At 39.3% G+C, this 15,595-nt stretch carries 13 protein-coding genes and 1 pseudogene; 7 read left to right on the forward strand and 7 right to left on the reverse strand.

Translation table 11 applies throughout. The features are described from left to right. Positions 1 to 60 precede the first annotated feature (60 nt). The 3 genes and pseudogenes from pheA to H4J46_RS02690 form a co-directional block, all read right to left on the reverse strand. Positions 61 to 1,236 (reverse strand): annotated as a pseudogene (gene pheA / locus H4J46_RS02680) (prephenate dehydratase); the annotation flags it as partial. Positions 1,237 to 1,604: 368 nt separating this feature from the next. Then, positions 1,605 to 1,985: an MAPEG family protein gene (locus H4J46_RS02685; protein ID WP_182232027.1), complete on the reverse strand. Its 381-nt coding sequence runs from the start codon at positions 1,983 to 1,985 to the stop codon at positions 1,605 to 1,607. Between the two features lie 54 nt (positions 1,986 to 2,039). Further along, complete coding sequence (locus tag H4J46_RS02690; RefSeq protein WP_182232028.1) at positions 2,040 to 4,475, reverse strand: penicillin acylase family protein; 2,436 nt, start codon at positions 4,473 to 4,475, stop codon at positions 2,040 to 2,042. A 255-nt stretch (positions 4,476 to 4,730) separates the two neighbouring features. Here H4J46_RS02690 and H4J46_RS02695 point away from each other — a divergent pair, with 255 nt between their 5' ends. The 7 genes from H4J46_RS02695 to msrQ all read left to right on the forward strand — a co-directional run bounded on the left by H4J46_RS02695 (position 4,731) and on the right by msrQ (position 11,078). Further along, positions 4,731 to 5,363, forward strand: coding sequence for an NTP transferase domain-containing protein (locus tag H4J46_RS02695; RefSeq protein ID WP_182232029.1), 633 nt, complete (start codon positions 4,731 to 4,733; stop codon positions 5,361 to 5,363). A 56-nt stretch (positions 5,364 to 5,419) separates the two neighbouring features. Continuing rightward, positions 5,420 to 5,896, forward strand: coding sequence for a (2Fe-2S)-binding protein (locus tag H4J46_RS02700; protein WP_182232030.1), 477 nt, complete (start codon positions 5,420 to 5,422; stop codon positions 5,894 to 5,896). Continuing rightward, positions 5,893 to 8,148 (forward strand): xanthine dehydrogenase family protein molybdopterin-binding subunit, encoded by a 2,256-nt coding sequence (locus H4J46_RS02705; protein WP_182232031.1) that lies wholly within the window; start codon positions 5,893 to 5,895, stop codon positions 8,146 to 8,148. The genes H4J46_RS02700 and H4J46_RS02705 overlap by 4 nt, the downstream gene beginning before the upstream one ends. Positions 8,149 to 8,330: 182 nt before the next feature. Next, the gene (locus H4J46_RS02710; RefSeq protein WP_182232032.1) at positions 8,331 to 8,882 is read left to right on the forward strand and encodes a DUF2058 domain-containing protein; all 552 of its coding nucleotides are present in this window, start codon (positions 8,331 to 8,333) and stop codon (positions 8,880 to 8,882) included. A 55-nt stretch (positions 8,883 to 8,937) separates the two neighbouring features. After that, positions 8,938 to 9,300: a glutaredoxin gene (locus H4J46_RS02715; protein ID WP_182232033.1), complete on the forward strand. Its 363-nt coding sequence runs from the start codon at positions 8,938 to 8,940 to the stop codon at positions 9,298 to 9,300. Between the two features lie 129 nt (positions 9,301 to 9,429). Further along, on the forward strand, positions 9,430 to 10,434 hold the full coding sequence (gene msrP / locus H4J46_RS02720; protein ID WP_182232034.1) for a protein-methionine-sulfoxide reductase catalytic subunit MsrP: 1,005 nt from the start codon (positions 9,430 to 9,432) through the stop codon (positions 10,432 to 10,434). Beyond that, on the forward strand, positions 10,434 to 11,078 hold the full coding sequence (msrQ, locus tag H4J46_RS02725) for a protein-methionine-sulfoxide reductase heme-binding subunit MsrQ (protein ID WP_310650195.1): 645 nt from the start codon (positions 10,434 to 10,436) through the stop codon (positions 11,076 to 11,078). The genes msrP and msrQ overlap by 1 nt, the downstream gene beginning before the upstream one ends. An 86-nt stretch (positions 11,079 to 11,164) precedes the next feature. On the opposite strand, the gene H4J46_RS02730 is transcribed toward msrQ, so the two are convergent. The 4 genes from H4J46_RS02730 to H4J46_RS02745 form a co-directional block, all read right to left on the reverse strand. Beyond that, the gene (locus H4J46_RS02730) at positions 11,165 to 11,464 is read right to left on the reverse strand and encodes a peptidylprolyl isomerase (protein ID WP_182136011.1); all 300 of its coding nucleotides are present in this window, start codon (positions 11,462 to 11,464) and stop codon (positions 11,165 to 11,167) included. A 435-nt stretch (positions 11,465 to 11,899) separates the two neighbouring features. Continuing rightward, complete coding sequence (locus H4J46_RS02735) at positions 11,900 to 12,091, reverse strand: DUF2892 domain-containing protein (RefSeq protein ID WP_182232035.1); 192 nt, start codon at positions 12,089 to 12,091, stop codon at positions 11,900 to 11,902. A gap of 311 nt (positions 12,092 to 12,402) precedes the next feature. Next, positions 12,403 to 12,876, reverse strand: a complete 474-nt coding sequence (locus tag H4J46_RS02740; protein ID WP_182232036.1) for a hypothetical protein — start codon at positions 12,874 to 12,876, stop codon at positions 12,403 to 12,405. A gap of 324 nt (positions 12,877 to 13,200) precedes the next feature. After that, positions 13,201 to 15,375 (reverse strand): malate synthase G, encoded by a 2,175-nt coding sequence (locus tag H4J46_RS02745; RefSeq protein WP_182232037.1) that lies wholly within the window; start codon positions 15,373 to 15,375, stop codon positions 13,201 to 13,203. Positions 15,376 to 15,595 lie beyond the last annotated feature (220 nt).

Below are 15,595 nucleotides of genomic sequence, written 5' to 3' on the forward strand. Positions count from 1 at the left end.
AGTAGATGATTAATAAGGGGCAGTTTTTCTGCCCCTTATTATGTTAAGCATTAGCGCTTATATGAGTGCGCTACTTGGGACACTGGTTGGGCTAATGTGTTCAATAGGGTAACAACCTAGAATTTTAATGAAATTTGTTTGTTCTGTGATTTGACTAATGGCCTCTTGTAAAGCTAAGTGCTTCAAATTGGCTTCTACATCGACATAAAACATTTCTTCCCAAGGTCGCCCTTGAATTGGGCGAGACTCAAGTTTGCACATGTTAATACCTTTGTTTTTTAGTACTAGTAGGCACTCGACTAACGCACCAGGCTTTTGGCCAGTAGCAATAATTAAGGTGGTTTTTGCTGGAATTTGTTCAGCAACCTCAATAGGTTTACGCGCCACTAAAATGAAGCGACTATGGTTTTCAATTTGGTTGGCTATCTGTTTTTCCAAAGCCTGAAGTTGGTATAAGTTACCGCCTTCTTCGCTACCAATAACCGCCACACTGTCGTCTTGCAATTGATAGACTTTAGCCATGGCATCAGCTGTACTCTCACAGTATTCAATGCGAATATCAGTTTGCTTATCTAAAAAGTTACTGCATTGCGCAAATGGCTGGCCATGAGCATAAATGGTTTTGATTTTATTAAGTTTGGTATTTACGGCGGTCAGCAAGCAATGCTCAATAGGTTGGGTTATTTCACCAACAATCGACAAGTTGGTATGTTGTAGTACGTCATAAACTTCATTAATGCTGCCTGAACTGGTGTTTTCTATTGGCAACATGCCATAGTCAACCGAGCCAGATTCAACTTGCTGCATAATCTCAGCAAAACTTTGGCAACCGCTTTCAATAATTTTTGCTGCACGGCGAGAAAAATAACGATGGCTTGCCAAGTAGCTGTAAGAGCCTTTATCACCAAGAAAAGCGACACTCACCGCTGGCTCTTGTATATTTGGATTGGCTAAGGTTTGCAGGTAAGCCTGCTGATTCAGCACGGAATCTTCAATAATGGTTTGAAACACACTAGTCACGTAATGCGCATCTAAACCTAGTTTTTTACCTTGGGTGATCAAGCGGATCAGTAACTCTTGTTCGCGCTGTTGGTCTCGTACTGGGCGAATGAGATGAGCTTTGCTTTTCGCAACATTTAAAGTAAGGGCACGGCGCTCCGCAAATAATGTCAGTAATTGCTGATCGAGTTGGGTAATTTGTTCACGTATTTTATTTAAATCTAATGCTTCGTTCACCGCTTTTTCCTAATAGGTAGTTATGAGTTTATTCGCATTTATTATCATATTCTGCGAGTTATTTATTACTGTTACTTGTTGCGACCACTAAAACTAAAAAACCTCCATTAGGAGGTTTTTTAGTGAATGCCAAAACCTAAAGCGCGCTCAGAGAACTGAGAGAAAGAAAGTGTTAAAGAAAAAAGCTAGTTTTGTCATTTGCATAGCTTTACTTTAGCCACCATCACAGCAGAGTACAACCGTTTCTTTATGCCTATTTTTATCTAAAGGGATAAAAAAGGCTTATTAGTAATAATTTAGACCAATACACAGCTAATAATTGACCTCTAATAACTTACAACTGATAGCTAATCACTATTATCTGTTACTTAAATACATTGATAGATAATAGTGAAAGAACTCATGATGCCAACACCCCATATTAATGAACGTATGACGCCGATATTCATTAAATAGGCAATATTGTAAAGCACTCTGGCAACAATATGGGTAATAGCGAGTTGCTCGATAAAAACGCCGGTGTTTTGTGTCGCTATGGCTAACAAAACGGCGGGAGAAAATATAAGCAAGGATTCAAAGGCATTTTGATGTGCAGCGAAAGCTCTAGCACCAAAACCGGTTAGCTTAGCTTGTTGATCACGAGGGTGATTGTTGTAACCGCCCATTTTATTCATAGCAATGGCAACTGGAATTTTGGCAATAAAAGGTAATAGGGTGGCGATAAATAAACAAATAATTAAAGTGGTCATTATTGTTCCTTAGTATGTTGATGGGTTGCTTTGCTTCGCGAGTAACTGAGTAACCTAGTAACTGAGTAACGTCAGTGTGTACTTGCTTGGGCCGGGCAAAAAGCTAGAGGCCTGACCTTTTATCCAACTTTCATGTCCTAAACCATAATATGGACTCCAAGGATGACCTGATTGACTAGTAGGCATATGAAAAATGCCACTTTCTTCGTGTCCAGGAGAAACCACCATGCGCTGCGACGCACCAAATGATTGTCCTTGTACTCTTGGCATGTAGCTATCACCAGGTAATTCTACTTCAGGCATATCAAGCCATTGACCAATAAATGGCACAGCACGACTTAATGGGTGCTGAATTTTACTGATGTTTTGTTTACCCCAAGTGGCGTTCGCCAGTGTGCTCGATTCGGTCATTTGGCTGAGTGTTGTCTCAAGGCTAGCTTCAAATAAGGCCGACCAACTTTTATGACTACGCCAGAGAAAGTTCTCGGGTTGCTGATTGATTAATTGCCATAATGGCGTTTCTATTTGGTGACGTATGCTGTGAAAACTGTAACTTTTATCAAGCTTGGTCATATTTTCATTGAAAATTGCAAACACTTGCTCTCTGATGGTTAAGCGAAAATTTCTGATCAGGCGATAGGCAACAGAATCTGTGCTTGCTGACAAATGTTCAACGTTGATAATTTCCTTCACTTTATACCAGTCATGATGCTTAGCCAACATGGCGTCAGTGAGTACATCAGACAAGATAAATCTTTGCCAACGTAATAAAAATTTAGCGCGGTTATCAAGGGCAATATCGAGTAAGGCTATTTCATCAAACGATACTTTAGCCTCGAGGTTTTGTTTTATTTGTGAAGACCGCGCACCGATGGCATAGCCGCCATTACCAACTTTGTCCAACATATCTGCACCAATAACCCTTGAATTTGCTGTCCATAGGCGCGAATTATCTGGGTTGATGACTTTTGGATACGCTTCAGCTGGCAAAAGTCCTAACCATTTATTTTCGCCATTGGCCCAAGATGTCGGTGTTTCACCAAATTTTGCACTGCGTTGTGGGATCGGCCCCATGATGGTCCAGCCAATATTACCTTGTTTATCGCCCACCATTAGGTTTTGTGCTGGTAAGCCGGCACGAGCAGCAATAGCGAAAGCTTGCTCTACATTGGTAGCGGTTTCAAATTCAACAATAGCCATGTTAACGGCGGCTTTGTCGTGAGCAATCCAACGATAGGCAAGTAAATCGCCTTGAGCATTTTCACCAATAACAGGCCCCCAAATAGTATCAGTTACCGTGATATCGACCGCTTCTTGATCTTTTACTGCAATAATTTGTTTACGCTTGATAAAGTCCTGATAGCCATCAGGCGTTAAATATTGGCTTTTATCGGCATTGGTTTCAAGAATGATCACATCGCTCCAGTCGCCATAACTGTTGGTAAAGCCCCAAGCAATATGACCGTTGCTGCCAATAATAATGTTGGGCGTGCCAGGTAATGTTGCGCCAGTGACTTTTATGGCGGTATTATCAACACTTGGATATTCAAAAGAGGCTCTAAACCAAGTGTTTGGTACTCGAATGCCCAAATGCATATCGTTGGCCACCATAGCGCTGTCTGTTGAACTGATATTACCGGCAATAGCCCAATTGTTTGAACCTGGGAACTCTTCATTTAAAGTTGATTTTTTTCTGGCCAGTGGTGAGGAAATCCTGTCAGCTATTAGCGGATCTAGCGCTTTATACTTTAGCAAAGCCGTCATAGCTTCACTCGAGGCAGAAGGCCAAGCTGCTTTTGGTAATGGCGATGCAGGAAATTCAGTGCCATCTATGGCAGCATCCCAGCGACTGCCTTTAGGGTTAAGAAATGCATATACTTCAGAGCTTAAGATCGAATGCATTAAGCCTAGGGTTCGTTCACGTTTTCCGTCTTGATACTGTAAGTCGATATACATACTGAGTACAGTTAAAATGGTATCTTCTTCTTGCCATTCGACGGGGGCTTGGCGTAGTAGTAAATATTCAAAAGGTGGTGCTTTAAGGTACTTTAAACCCTGATTTACCCCGCGAGTGTAGGCTTTTAGCAGGTCTAAATCTGTGGCTGATAATTGTGACACTATGTTAGTAGCGCGTTCACGAAAACGATGGCGGCGAATGTCACTGTCATAGGCTATTGCGGCGTCACCAAATAGGCTGGCAAGTTCTCCAGCTGAATTTCGGCGTAATAAATCCATTTGAAAAAATCGTTCTTGAGCATGAACAAAGCCTGTAGCGATGGCGATGTCTAAGCGATTATCTGCTTTGATGGTGACAATACCTTGCGAGTCTCGTTCGACGATAGTGCTGGCAGATAAGCCATAGAGTGTTTGCTTACCGTCTAATTGTGGTAAGGCACTGTCGATTTGACTGTATATCCAAGTACTCAAAGTTGCTATCACTAAGAAGAGAATAAATAGTATGCCAATCAGCGTATTTTTTAAATGTTTCATTAGGCTTAGCAAAGTAAACAATTTCGATAGCTTAGAGTACCTTAAAACAAAGGAAGTTTGAATCTTGATGATTCGATAAATGCATCCTAACCATAGATTAAACTTACATATATACAAACAGACATACACATTTGGTAAAATCCAATGCTTGGTTGAAATCGCCTTGTTGGTTTTATTTGATGTTACACTCAGCCAATTAGTATTCAGATGGTTCGCCAGCAAAAGGCTTAAAATGATGGTAAAGAGCAAATTGAAATGACGAATTGCGCAAATAATAATTTTGCCATCATAGTGTTGGCAGCAGGGAAGTCGTCTCGTTTAGGTCAGATGAAGCAATTAATTAATATCAACGAACAAAGCTTAGTTGAATGGCAACTAGCGCAAGCATTAAAGGTGACAAGTCAGGTCTATTGCGTTTTAGGTTTTAATGCCAGCCAAGTTCAAGCACGTATTGACCATCTCCCCATTAAGACTATTATTAATAGCAAGTTCTCAGAGGGCATGGCGTCATCGATTGCTGTTGGTGTTGCAGGATTAGCTTCTGATATCAAGGCGGTTATGATCGTATTAGTTGACCAATGGCAGTTAACCTCAGCTGATTTGATTCGTCATCAAGGTTATTGGCAAGCTAATCCTGATGCTATTGTTGTTGCACAAGATTTAAGGGTAGTTGCGTCAAACGAAAAAGAAAACATTGGCCCGCCAGTAATATTTTCTCAAAACTATTTTACTGAATTAACCCAGTTAACTGGTCAGCAAGGGGCAAAGCCGTTACTGGCGCAATACCAAAATAAATTATTAAAAGTACCACTCGCGCATGCGTTTATTGATATAGATACACCAGAGCAATTAACATACATGGTTAAAAAGCTTGGTATTAATGTCTAACATCACTAGCTAACCTAACAAAAGCAAGGTTCAACAAACTTAAAGGAAATGATTGTATGATTACCTTAACGGTCAATGGTAAAGAACATCAATTTACTGATGATGGCGACATGCCATTGTTGTGGGTATTAAGAGATATTTTAAAATATACCGGTACCAAGTATGGTTGTGGTAAAGGCTTATGTGGAGCTTGTACTGTCCATGTTGATGGCCAACCTGTTCGCTCATGTGTTATGCCAGTGTCAGCTATTGCGCAGCAAAAAATCACCACTATTGAAGGACTTTCTGAGCATGGAGAACACCCGGTTCAACAAGCGTGGCAAGCATTAAATGTGGCACAGTGCGGTTATTGTCAATCAGGACAGATGATGTCAGCGGTGGCATTGTTAGACCGCAAACCTAAACCAAACAATGAAGACATTGAACTCGCCATGAGTGGTAATATTTGTCGCTGTGGTACTTATCAACGCATCAAACAAGCGATTCACCTTGCCGCTGATTTGGGCACTGAAGTAAAAGGAAGCGGATCATGAAACATATTGAAAATGTTAGCCGTCGCGGCTTCTTAAAAACACTCGGTATCAGTTCTACGGCTTTGGTGCTTGGGGTGCAATTACCTTCTATGCTGACTATTCCAAAAGCCTTGGCAGGTGTTATAGCCGCTGATAAATTTTCACCCAATGTTTATGTCCAAATAGGCAGCGACAATATAGTTAGTATTGTGGTGCATAGGTCCGAAATGGGGCAAGGGATCAGAACCAGCATACCGATGATTGTTGCCGACGAGCTCGGCGCTGATTGGCAACAAATAACTGTTGTACAAGGTTTAGGTGATAAAAAATATGGTAGCCAAAATACTGATGGCTCACGCTCGGTAAGACGCTTTTATCAACCACTGCGAGAAGCTGGCGCTGCCGCACGTATGATGCTGCAACAGGCGGCAGCCAAGCAATGGCAAGTTGATGTGAGTGAAACCACAGCGATAAATAGCACTATTGTCCATAAAAAAACGGGTCGAACATTATCTTTTGGCAGCTTAGTTGCTATAGCAAGCACACTAGCATTGCCTGCACAATCTGCCTTGATATTAAAAGATAAGAAAGATTTTAATCTTATTGGCAAGTCGGATGTGGCTTTAGTTGACGGTGAAAAAATCGCAATAGGTGCTGCTACTTACGGTTTTGATGTTGAATTAGACCAGATGCAATATGCTGTTATTGCTAGGCCACCGGTACTTGGGGCAAAGGTTAAATCATTTAATAGCGCTGCGGCAAAAGCCGTTATGGGTGTTATTGATGTAGTGCAATTACCTGATTTAGAAGAGCCCGCAGTATTTAAACCTTTAGGTGGCGTTGCCGTTATTGCTAAAAATACTTGGGCGGCAATGAAAGGTCGAGAAGCATTAGCAATGCAATGGCATGAAAGTGCGCATCAAAGTTACAACAGCGATGACTATAAACAAGCATTAGCAAAAAGTTGTGATAACCCGAGCAAAGTGTTGCGTAGTAAAGGTGATGTAGGTAAAGCATTAATTGTGGCTAAACAAGTGATAACAGCATCCTATTATGTGCCAGAATTAATTCATGTCCCTATGGAGCCACCAGCCGCTGCCGCACATTTTCATAACGGTATTTTTGATATTTGGGCTTGTACTCAAACACCGCAGTCAGCGCAAAGTACCGTTGCACAAATTACCGGTATTGCGCCAGAAAATGTCAATATTAATGTCACTTTGTTAGGGGGTGGCTTTGGTCGAAAATCTAAGCCAGACTTTATTGTTGAAGCTGCGATACTCTCTAAACAGTTAAATGTGCCAATTAAAGTGATGTGGACTCGCGAAGATGAAATTCAAAATGGTTATTATCATGCGGTTAGTTATCAAAAGCTTGCGGCTGGTATTGATGAAGATGGCACGGTTATCGCGTGGCAACATCATGTGGCAGAGCCGCCTATTGGCTCAACGTTTAGCCAAGGTGAAGACTTAATTGGCTCAGAAGCTGATTTAGGCTTAATTGATATGCCCTATGATATTGCTAATGTCAGTTGTGCTGCAGGCAAAGCGCCAGCCCATACTCGTATCGGCTGGATGCGCTCAGTCACTAATATTAACCATGTTTTTGCAGTAAGTTCATTTGTTGATGAGCTGGCCCAAGCAAAAGGTTTGGACAGTAAAGACAACTTAATAGCCATGCTAGGCGCAGATCGTAAAATTGACTTCTCGAATGAGCAGGCTAAATACGGAAATTATGGTGAAACACTAGAGAAATTCCCTGTTGACACCGCGCGCATGAAAACCGTAATAGAAAAAGTCAGTACCATGGCAAAGTGGGGCAGAAAGCTACCTAAAGGCCATGGCCTAGGTATTGCCATGCATCGAAGCTTCGTTAGTTATGTGGCTTGTATTGTTGAAGTATCAGAAAACAGTGACGGGAAAATTAAAGTTAATGACGTTTGGATGGCGGTAGATTGTGGTTTAGCGGTAAACCCTGAACGTATTCGCTCACAAATGGAAGGCGCGGCTATTTTTGCTTTATCATTAACCTTTTTTAGCGAACTAACCGCGAAAGATGGGGTAATTGAGCAAAATAATTTTGACCGTTATCAAGTGGCTCGAATGGCAGATACTCCAAGTACACATGTAGAAATAATTGACAGTGAGGCGCCTCCAGGCGGTGTGGGTGAACCGGGTGTTCCGCCTATTGCCCCTGCTATTTGTAATGCTATTTTTAATGCCACAGGTAAACGTTATCGAGAATTGCCATTAAAAAAATATGGCATAGTGTAAACGCCTATGGTTAGCTAACTACAGCTGTTTTAGGCTGGGCTAGAGGCCAATTTAAACCAGTACATTAACCATAAAAAAGCAGCAAATTATGCTGCTTTTTTATTGAATGCTGTAAAATGGTAAACGAACTGATAAAATAGTAAAAATCGATATTCAATTGGTATTCTACCATAGGAAAATAGATGGCCTCATTACAAGAGCAGTTGCTTAAAGCAGGTTTAACCACCAAGCAAAAAGCACGACAAGCAAATAGTGATAAACGAAAAACAGGCAAACAAAAGCGCAGTGGCGTCAAGGTTGACACGAGTTTACAAGAGCAAGTAAAACAAGAGCTTGAGCTGGCGAAAAAAGACAAGCTAGCTCATGATATGGCCTTGAATAATGAAAGAAAACAAACCTTAGCAGCAAAAGAGCAACAGCTGAGAATTTTACAAATTTTGCAACATCATCAAGTGACTAATGTTAAAGGCGAAGCAGAATATAATTACACTTTTAATAGTAAAATTAAGAAGTTATTTGTTGATGCTGTCACCCATAAAGCCTTAGTTAATGGCCGTTTAGCCTTGTGTGGTGTCAATGATACAACTTATATCGTTACCACTGAAACGGCAGAAAAAGTAGCAAGTTTAGATAAAGCGGTTATTTTGGTGCAAAACACTAAGGTGGCTGATGAAGTTATTGCTGAAGATGACCCTTACGCAGAATTTCAAATTCCTGATGATATGATGTGGTAATAAAATCATGTCATTATTTTAATTTATTTACTTAACAGTGAGCACAAACCCTATTATGTTTTTAATTCGTTGGCCGATTGGCCGTTTAATTTTGTTATTAAATTTTATATTTTCTCCCAGTGCGCCAAAACGCTCGCCACAACTACAAAAAGAAGTGGATGCTAGTACGGCACATTTAAGCTTGTATCAATTACCTGCTTGTCCATTTTGTGTGAAAACCCGTCGCGCTATCAAGCGATTAGGCTTAAATATTGAATTACGCAATATAAACCAGCATGAGCAATACCGTGAAGAGTTGATCCAAGAAGGTGGTAAAAGAACCGTACCTTGTTTAAAAATTATCAATGCAGATCAATCAGTTACTTGGATGTATGAATCAGGTGAGATTATTGACTATTTAGAGAAGTTTTCTCGTTAAGCGCCATTTTTAATTAAACATGACTGTTAATTAATTATTAAGCTTTTATTAAGAATTTTTCCACCTCTTGATGGGTCTGTATATTGCAAGTTAATCAGATTGCTATAACTAGATCGATCAGAGGTGAAAATGTTAATTAACACGAAAAAAAACCATCGACTGTCCGAGCAGCAAGTAACAGACGAGTCAGTTTATCATGGTCGACGTGAGCTGTTAAAGAAGCTTGGCTACCTGGGTGCGGGTAGTTTATTAGCACAATCTGCCAGCACAAATGCTGGCGCACTAGACTTTTTCAGTAGTAAAGAAGCTGAGGTTTTTCAGCGTCAAGCCTTAAAGTTTGCGCCAGCAGGCGAATCTTTACAAATACTCACCCCGGAAGCTAAAATTTCCAGCCATAATAATTTTTATGAATTTGGTATGGGTAAGAGCGATCCCGTTGAAAATGCGCAAGGATTTAAGGTCAACCCTTGGCAACTGAGCATTTCTGGTGAAGTCGATAAACCTTATACCTTAGGTTACGATGATTTATTTAAACACTTTCCCTTAGAAGAACGTATCTATCGTTTACGCTGTGTTGAAGCATGGTCAATGGTTATTCCATGGGTAGGTTTTGGCTTAGCAGAGTTAATTAAAAAAGCAGCACCTAATTCACGAGCAAAATATGTTGCCTTTGAAACTTTATATGATCCAGAGCAGATGCCAGAACAAAAAAGTCGATTTGGTAGTGTTGAATACCCCTACGTAGAAGGTTTACGTATTGATGAAGCGATGAATCCGCTAACGTTTATGAGCGTAGGTTTATACGGTAAAACCCTACCCGCGCAAAATGGTGCGCCTATTCGATTAGTTGTGCCATGGAAGTATGGTTTTAAAAGTATTAAATCAATTGTTGGTATAAAATTAGTTGAAGATAAACCACCCACAACCTGGAATATACTAGCTGATAGAGAATACGGTTTTTATGCCAATGTTAATCCAGCCGTAGATCACCCGCGTTGGAGCCAGGCAAGTGAGAGACGTATAACCACTGGCGGTTTATTTGCCCGTAATCGTATTGCGACCTTGCCATTTAATGGTTATGGTGAAGAAGTTGCTCACTTGTATAAAAATATGGATTTAAGGAAGAACTATTAGTGCAAACTAGGGCAACTGGGGTGAGTAAAGTGACTTTCAAAGCCGTATTTTTACGTAATAGAGTTATGTTACTTAAAATTGCGATTCACTTACTGGCTTTTTTACCTTTATTTGTACTGTATTTTTTAGCCTTTACCGAGCAGCTTGGTGCAGACCCTGTAGAAGAGGTTATTCACTTTACCGGTATGGGTGCCTTTAATTTATTACTGATTTCTCTGCTGGTAACACCGGTTGCGAAAAAATATCGCCAAGGCTATTTATTACAAATAAGGCGATTACTGGGTCTGTATAGCTTTACCTATGCGATGTTTCATTTACTGAATTTTTTAGCTTTTGAAGTGCAATTTGATCTTGCGCTATTTTTTGACGAGATTATTGACAGACCTTACATTACTGTCGGTATGGCAGCGCTAATAATACTTTTTTCTTTAGCGCTGACTTCAATAACTGCACTAAGGCGCAAAATGGGGACAAAGTGGCAAAAGTTACACAACGGGGTTTATCTCGCGGTATTACTGATTGCACTACACTTTTTTTGGTCAGTAAAATCTGACATTGTTGAACCGATGATATATTTTACGATGGCCGTACTGCTATTAATTTTACGCAAAGATAAAATTAAGCGTTGGTTTAAGTCATCGTGATTGGTTTTTTAGTCAAAAAAAACGAAGGCATTAGCCTTCGTTTTCTATCTTAGATGCGATACCTAAGGGTATTAAATCGTTTGGTCTTAGTCGTCTCGAGCAGTAACTTCAAGCAAGTGATAACCAAATTGAGTCTTAACAGGCCCTTGTACTTCATTCAATGGCGCTGTAAATACAACTTCATCAAACTCTGGCACCATTTGACCGCGACCAAAAGAGCCTAATGCTCCACCTTGCGCTTTAGAAGGACAGTTTGAATGCGCTTGTGCGATGGCAGTAAAATCTTCACCGGCGACTATTTGTTGCTTTAATGTTAGACATTGCTCTTCAGTATCTACCAATATATGACGTGCTGACGCTTTTGACATTGTGTCTCTCTTATTCATTACTTTAAAAGTTATCGGTGGACTTTAACGTATTTTTTTTGAGAATAGAATAGCCAAAAAAATAAATTATGTTACTTAAGGTAAAGGGGGGGGTAAGGAGAAACTAAATAACCTGATAAATGGAGTGTATATCTCTTGATAATTTAATTGATTATCAACTTCATAGATTTTGTTACAGGGGAAATTATCTGGGTATTGGGTTAAATAGCTAGTGATTGTTTCTGCATTTGAGCTAGTTATGACTATATTTATTTCAAATTATGCTTAATAAAACCTGAGTTAAAAATAGTATTGATGGTGCTTATAGCATCTAGGATGATATTTCATATAATAATTTATGTCATCCTAGTTATTATAGTAACTCAAGTCATAGATTATAATAGTGATTGGATTAAAGCTTGCTGCATATGACACTCTTTGGTGTTGCTCACCTTATTAACTATCTTTTAAGCCCATTTTTTTTAAAAAAGTCATCATTAAACACCACTTTGTGAATGATGATTGTAATAAATTAAGGCCAATAAAAGCGGTAAACCATAACCAATTTTGCGAATAGGTTACGGCTAAATAAAGTGAAATTAAAATCATAATACCTGCAACTAGACGAAGTGCTTCATTAATGGTCATGAGAATATCCTTTTAAGTTTAAGTCATAATATGTATTTTCTAATGTAAAAAGGAAGGGTAATTAAAAATTAATTTTGATCCGTAAGTTGCATCAAGAGTCAAACTAATGAGCGTGAAAGCTAAGTGATTAAGCTTAGTGACTCTTTTTAGTGACCATGTTCAGTGACTAAGTTCACTGGTTATGGTTTGGTAGGAATTTTTAGTGATTAGGTTTAAGTGAAACACCGGCATTAAAAACCCGCTAAAAGGCGGTCTGTTAATGCCATCAATCAGATTAAGTGCCCTTGACTAGTACTCAGTATAAATTACTATCATTTTTTACTGACCCTCGCATTGGCCTTTAAAACTTTATTGTCATTTTTAGCAACCAAGCTAGATTTCTGTTTAGCATTATTTTCGCTAATATTTTTGTTTTTACTATTGGTGCTGGTGGATAAAAAGTCAAAGTAGGCGAGTACTTGTTGCAGCTTGTCATTAAATTTAGCCGCAAACTCAAAGAGAGAATTATTTTTAGCAAACTTATGTGGTACTAAGTTTGCAAAATCAGTGACTTTAATCCCCAGCGATGGTTTTCGAGATATTTGAGTCGTTGACTGTATAGCGATTTGATTGTGTCGATTGAATACTTCGCTGGTAATACTAGGGTAAGCGTAGTTATTAACAATGTTAGCTTTGTCTTGCATTTTTGACTCTGCTTGAATCGCTGAGCAGTATAAGCCAATAACAAGCAATATACCGCCACTTAAGCTAAGTTTCTTTGGTCTTGTTTTTTTAGTTATTTTCATTAAATAGTTAACCCGTATCCTTACTTGGTATAACAATTGTACCATTGTGTTACAAATTAATATAGATAGGGCTTGTGTTTACGCGACAATAATATGTTGAGTTGGGTATTTTATCAGGCCAATAACCTGATCTAGTTTATAATTAGCTTATTATGATTTTCTTAATTTATTCATAGAACCATTATTTCAGGAAATTTGCTCAGTAAATTTTGAATCTATACTGACTGCGATGTTGACTAAATTACACCGGATTAGCTGTTTTTGAGCCATAAAAATAGGCCGGTGCTAATAAATACCATGATTTATCAGCACCAAGCTTTAGTCTTATTTGGCTTGAGCTTTAAATAACAGTCTATTATTATGCAATAAAGGTTCAGTATAACCGTTAGGTTGTTTGTCGCCTTGCAGCACTAATGCTAGTGCCGTTTGAAAAGCTATGCTGTTGTCAAAGTCATCCGACATAGCGTGATATTGACTATCACCTTGGTTTTGTTGATCAACAATGGTGGCCATTTTTTTCAAGCTGGCTAGTACTTGTTCTGGTGTACAAATGTTATGTTGTAACCAATTAGCCATATGCTGACTTGATATTCTTAAAGTGGCGCGATCTTCCATTAAGCCAACATTATTAATGTCAGGCACTTTTGAACAACCAACGCCTTGATCAATCCAGCGCACAACATAGCCTAAAATTCCTTGTGAATTGTTATCTAACTCATCTGAAATTTCTTGTGCTGACCACTGGGTATTTTCTGCTAAAGGTATGGTTAAAATATCATCAACGTTTGCCGGTACACGATTTTTCAGTCGCTGCTGCAATTGCAATACACTCACTTTATGGTAATGCAAAGCGTGCAAGGTTGCTGCTGTGGGTGAGGGCACCCATGCGGTATTTGCGCCCGCTTTAACATGATTGATTTTTGTTGCTAACATATTGGCCATTTGATCAGGTATTGGCCACATGCCTTTGCCTATTTGTGCTTTACCACTAAAACCACAAGCTAAGCCAACATCGACATTATTATCTTCATAAGCAGAAATCCATTTAGTTAATTTGATATCTGCTTTTCTGGCCATAACGCCGGCAGCCATTGAGGTATGAATTTCATCACCGGTTCGGTCCAGAAAGCCAGTATTGATAAATACCACGCGCTCTTTTGCCTGATAAATACAGGCTTTTAAGTTAACACTGGTGCGGCGTTCTTCATCCATAATACCCATTTTTATCGTATGACGAGGTAGAGTTAACAGGTCTTCAACTCGGTCAAATAATTCATTGGCAAAAGCCACTTCTTCAGGACCATGCATTTTAGGCTTAACAATATAAACTGAACCTGTGTCACTGTTACGTAAAGTGTTCTTTTGATTAACGTCGTATGTGGAGATTAATGAGGTAATAACAGCATCCATGATGCCCTCAGGTACTTCATTGTCGTGCTGGTCAATAATGGCATTGTTGGTCATCAAGTGGCCAACGTTACGCACAAACATTAAGCTGCGAGCTTTTAGTTTGCCTTGTGTACCATCAAGTTTTTGAAAACATTTATCAGGGTGCATCAAACGGGTTTGTTGTTCACCTGATTTTTCAAAAGTTTCAGATAAAGTGCCTTGATTTAAACCAAGCCAATTTTTATAGGCAATCACTTTGTCTTCTGCATCAACTGCGGCAACCGAGTCTTCACAATCCATGATAGTCGTTAATGCTGACTCCATAGCAATATCACTAACACCTGCTGTATCGCCTTTTGCAATCGTACTGTTTTGATCAAATTCAACGATAAAATGTAAATCGTGGTGTTTAAAAACCAACGCATTTGGCGACGTTTGTTCACCGGTAAAACCAATAAATAATTCAGGCTGAGCTAAGTAGGTGCTTTCGTCATTGCTTAGTGTAACGACAAGGGCATGGTTAATTATTTGATAACTTTTTACATCCCTGTGAGCGCCGTTAACCAAAGGAATAGTTTGGTCTAAAAAGTCGCGAGCAAAGGCGACAACTTTAGCCCCACGTGCGGGGTTATAAGCTTTTGTTTTTTCAGCGCCATCTGCTTCAGAGATCACATCTGAGCCATATAAGGCGTCGTATAAGCTCCCCCAGCGAGCATTGACCGCATTTAAGGCAAAGCGAGCATTCATTACCGGCACAACAAGTTGCGGTCCTGCGATAGTGGCTAATTCAGCATCAACATTTTTTGTTGATATGGTGAAGTCAGCCACTGGGGGAACGAGGTAGCCAATAGCGGTTAAAAAGTTTTTATATTTTTTAAAATCAAATTTTTCAGCTTGATGTGCATGATGATAAGCCGTTATTTGCTCTTGCAATGACGTACGCTTTAACAATAGGGCTTTATTTTTCGGACTTAACTCAGCAATGAGTTTTGCAAAGCCAGACCAAAATGTATTCACAGCGATAGTTGTGCCTGGAAGAACTTGCAGGTTAACAAAATTATATAACTCTTCTGCTACCTGTAAATTTGCGATGGAAATTCTTTTTGTCATAGGGCACCTATTTTGAAAGTTTGAAGAAAATTTTATGTATTACGAAAAACCAATACCTGCAATGTAGAAATATTGTCTATCTGATGCAATAGCTGCAATTTCACGATAGCGCTTGTTTGGGCTAAATTCTTGTTACTTTCACGTAGAGTATAAAGATAAATTATTGTTAAATAAGATTAAAATGTTTATTTATTTTAATTTTTTAGACTTTTATTCATGT

It is taken from the genome of Colwellia sp. MB02u-6 (genome assembly GCF_014077095.1).
In the GTDB taxonomy this organism is placed as follows: Bacteria; Pseudomonadota; Gammaproteobacteria; order Enterobacterales; family Alteromonadaceae; genus Cognaticolwellia.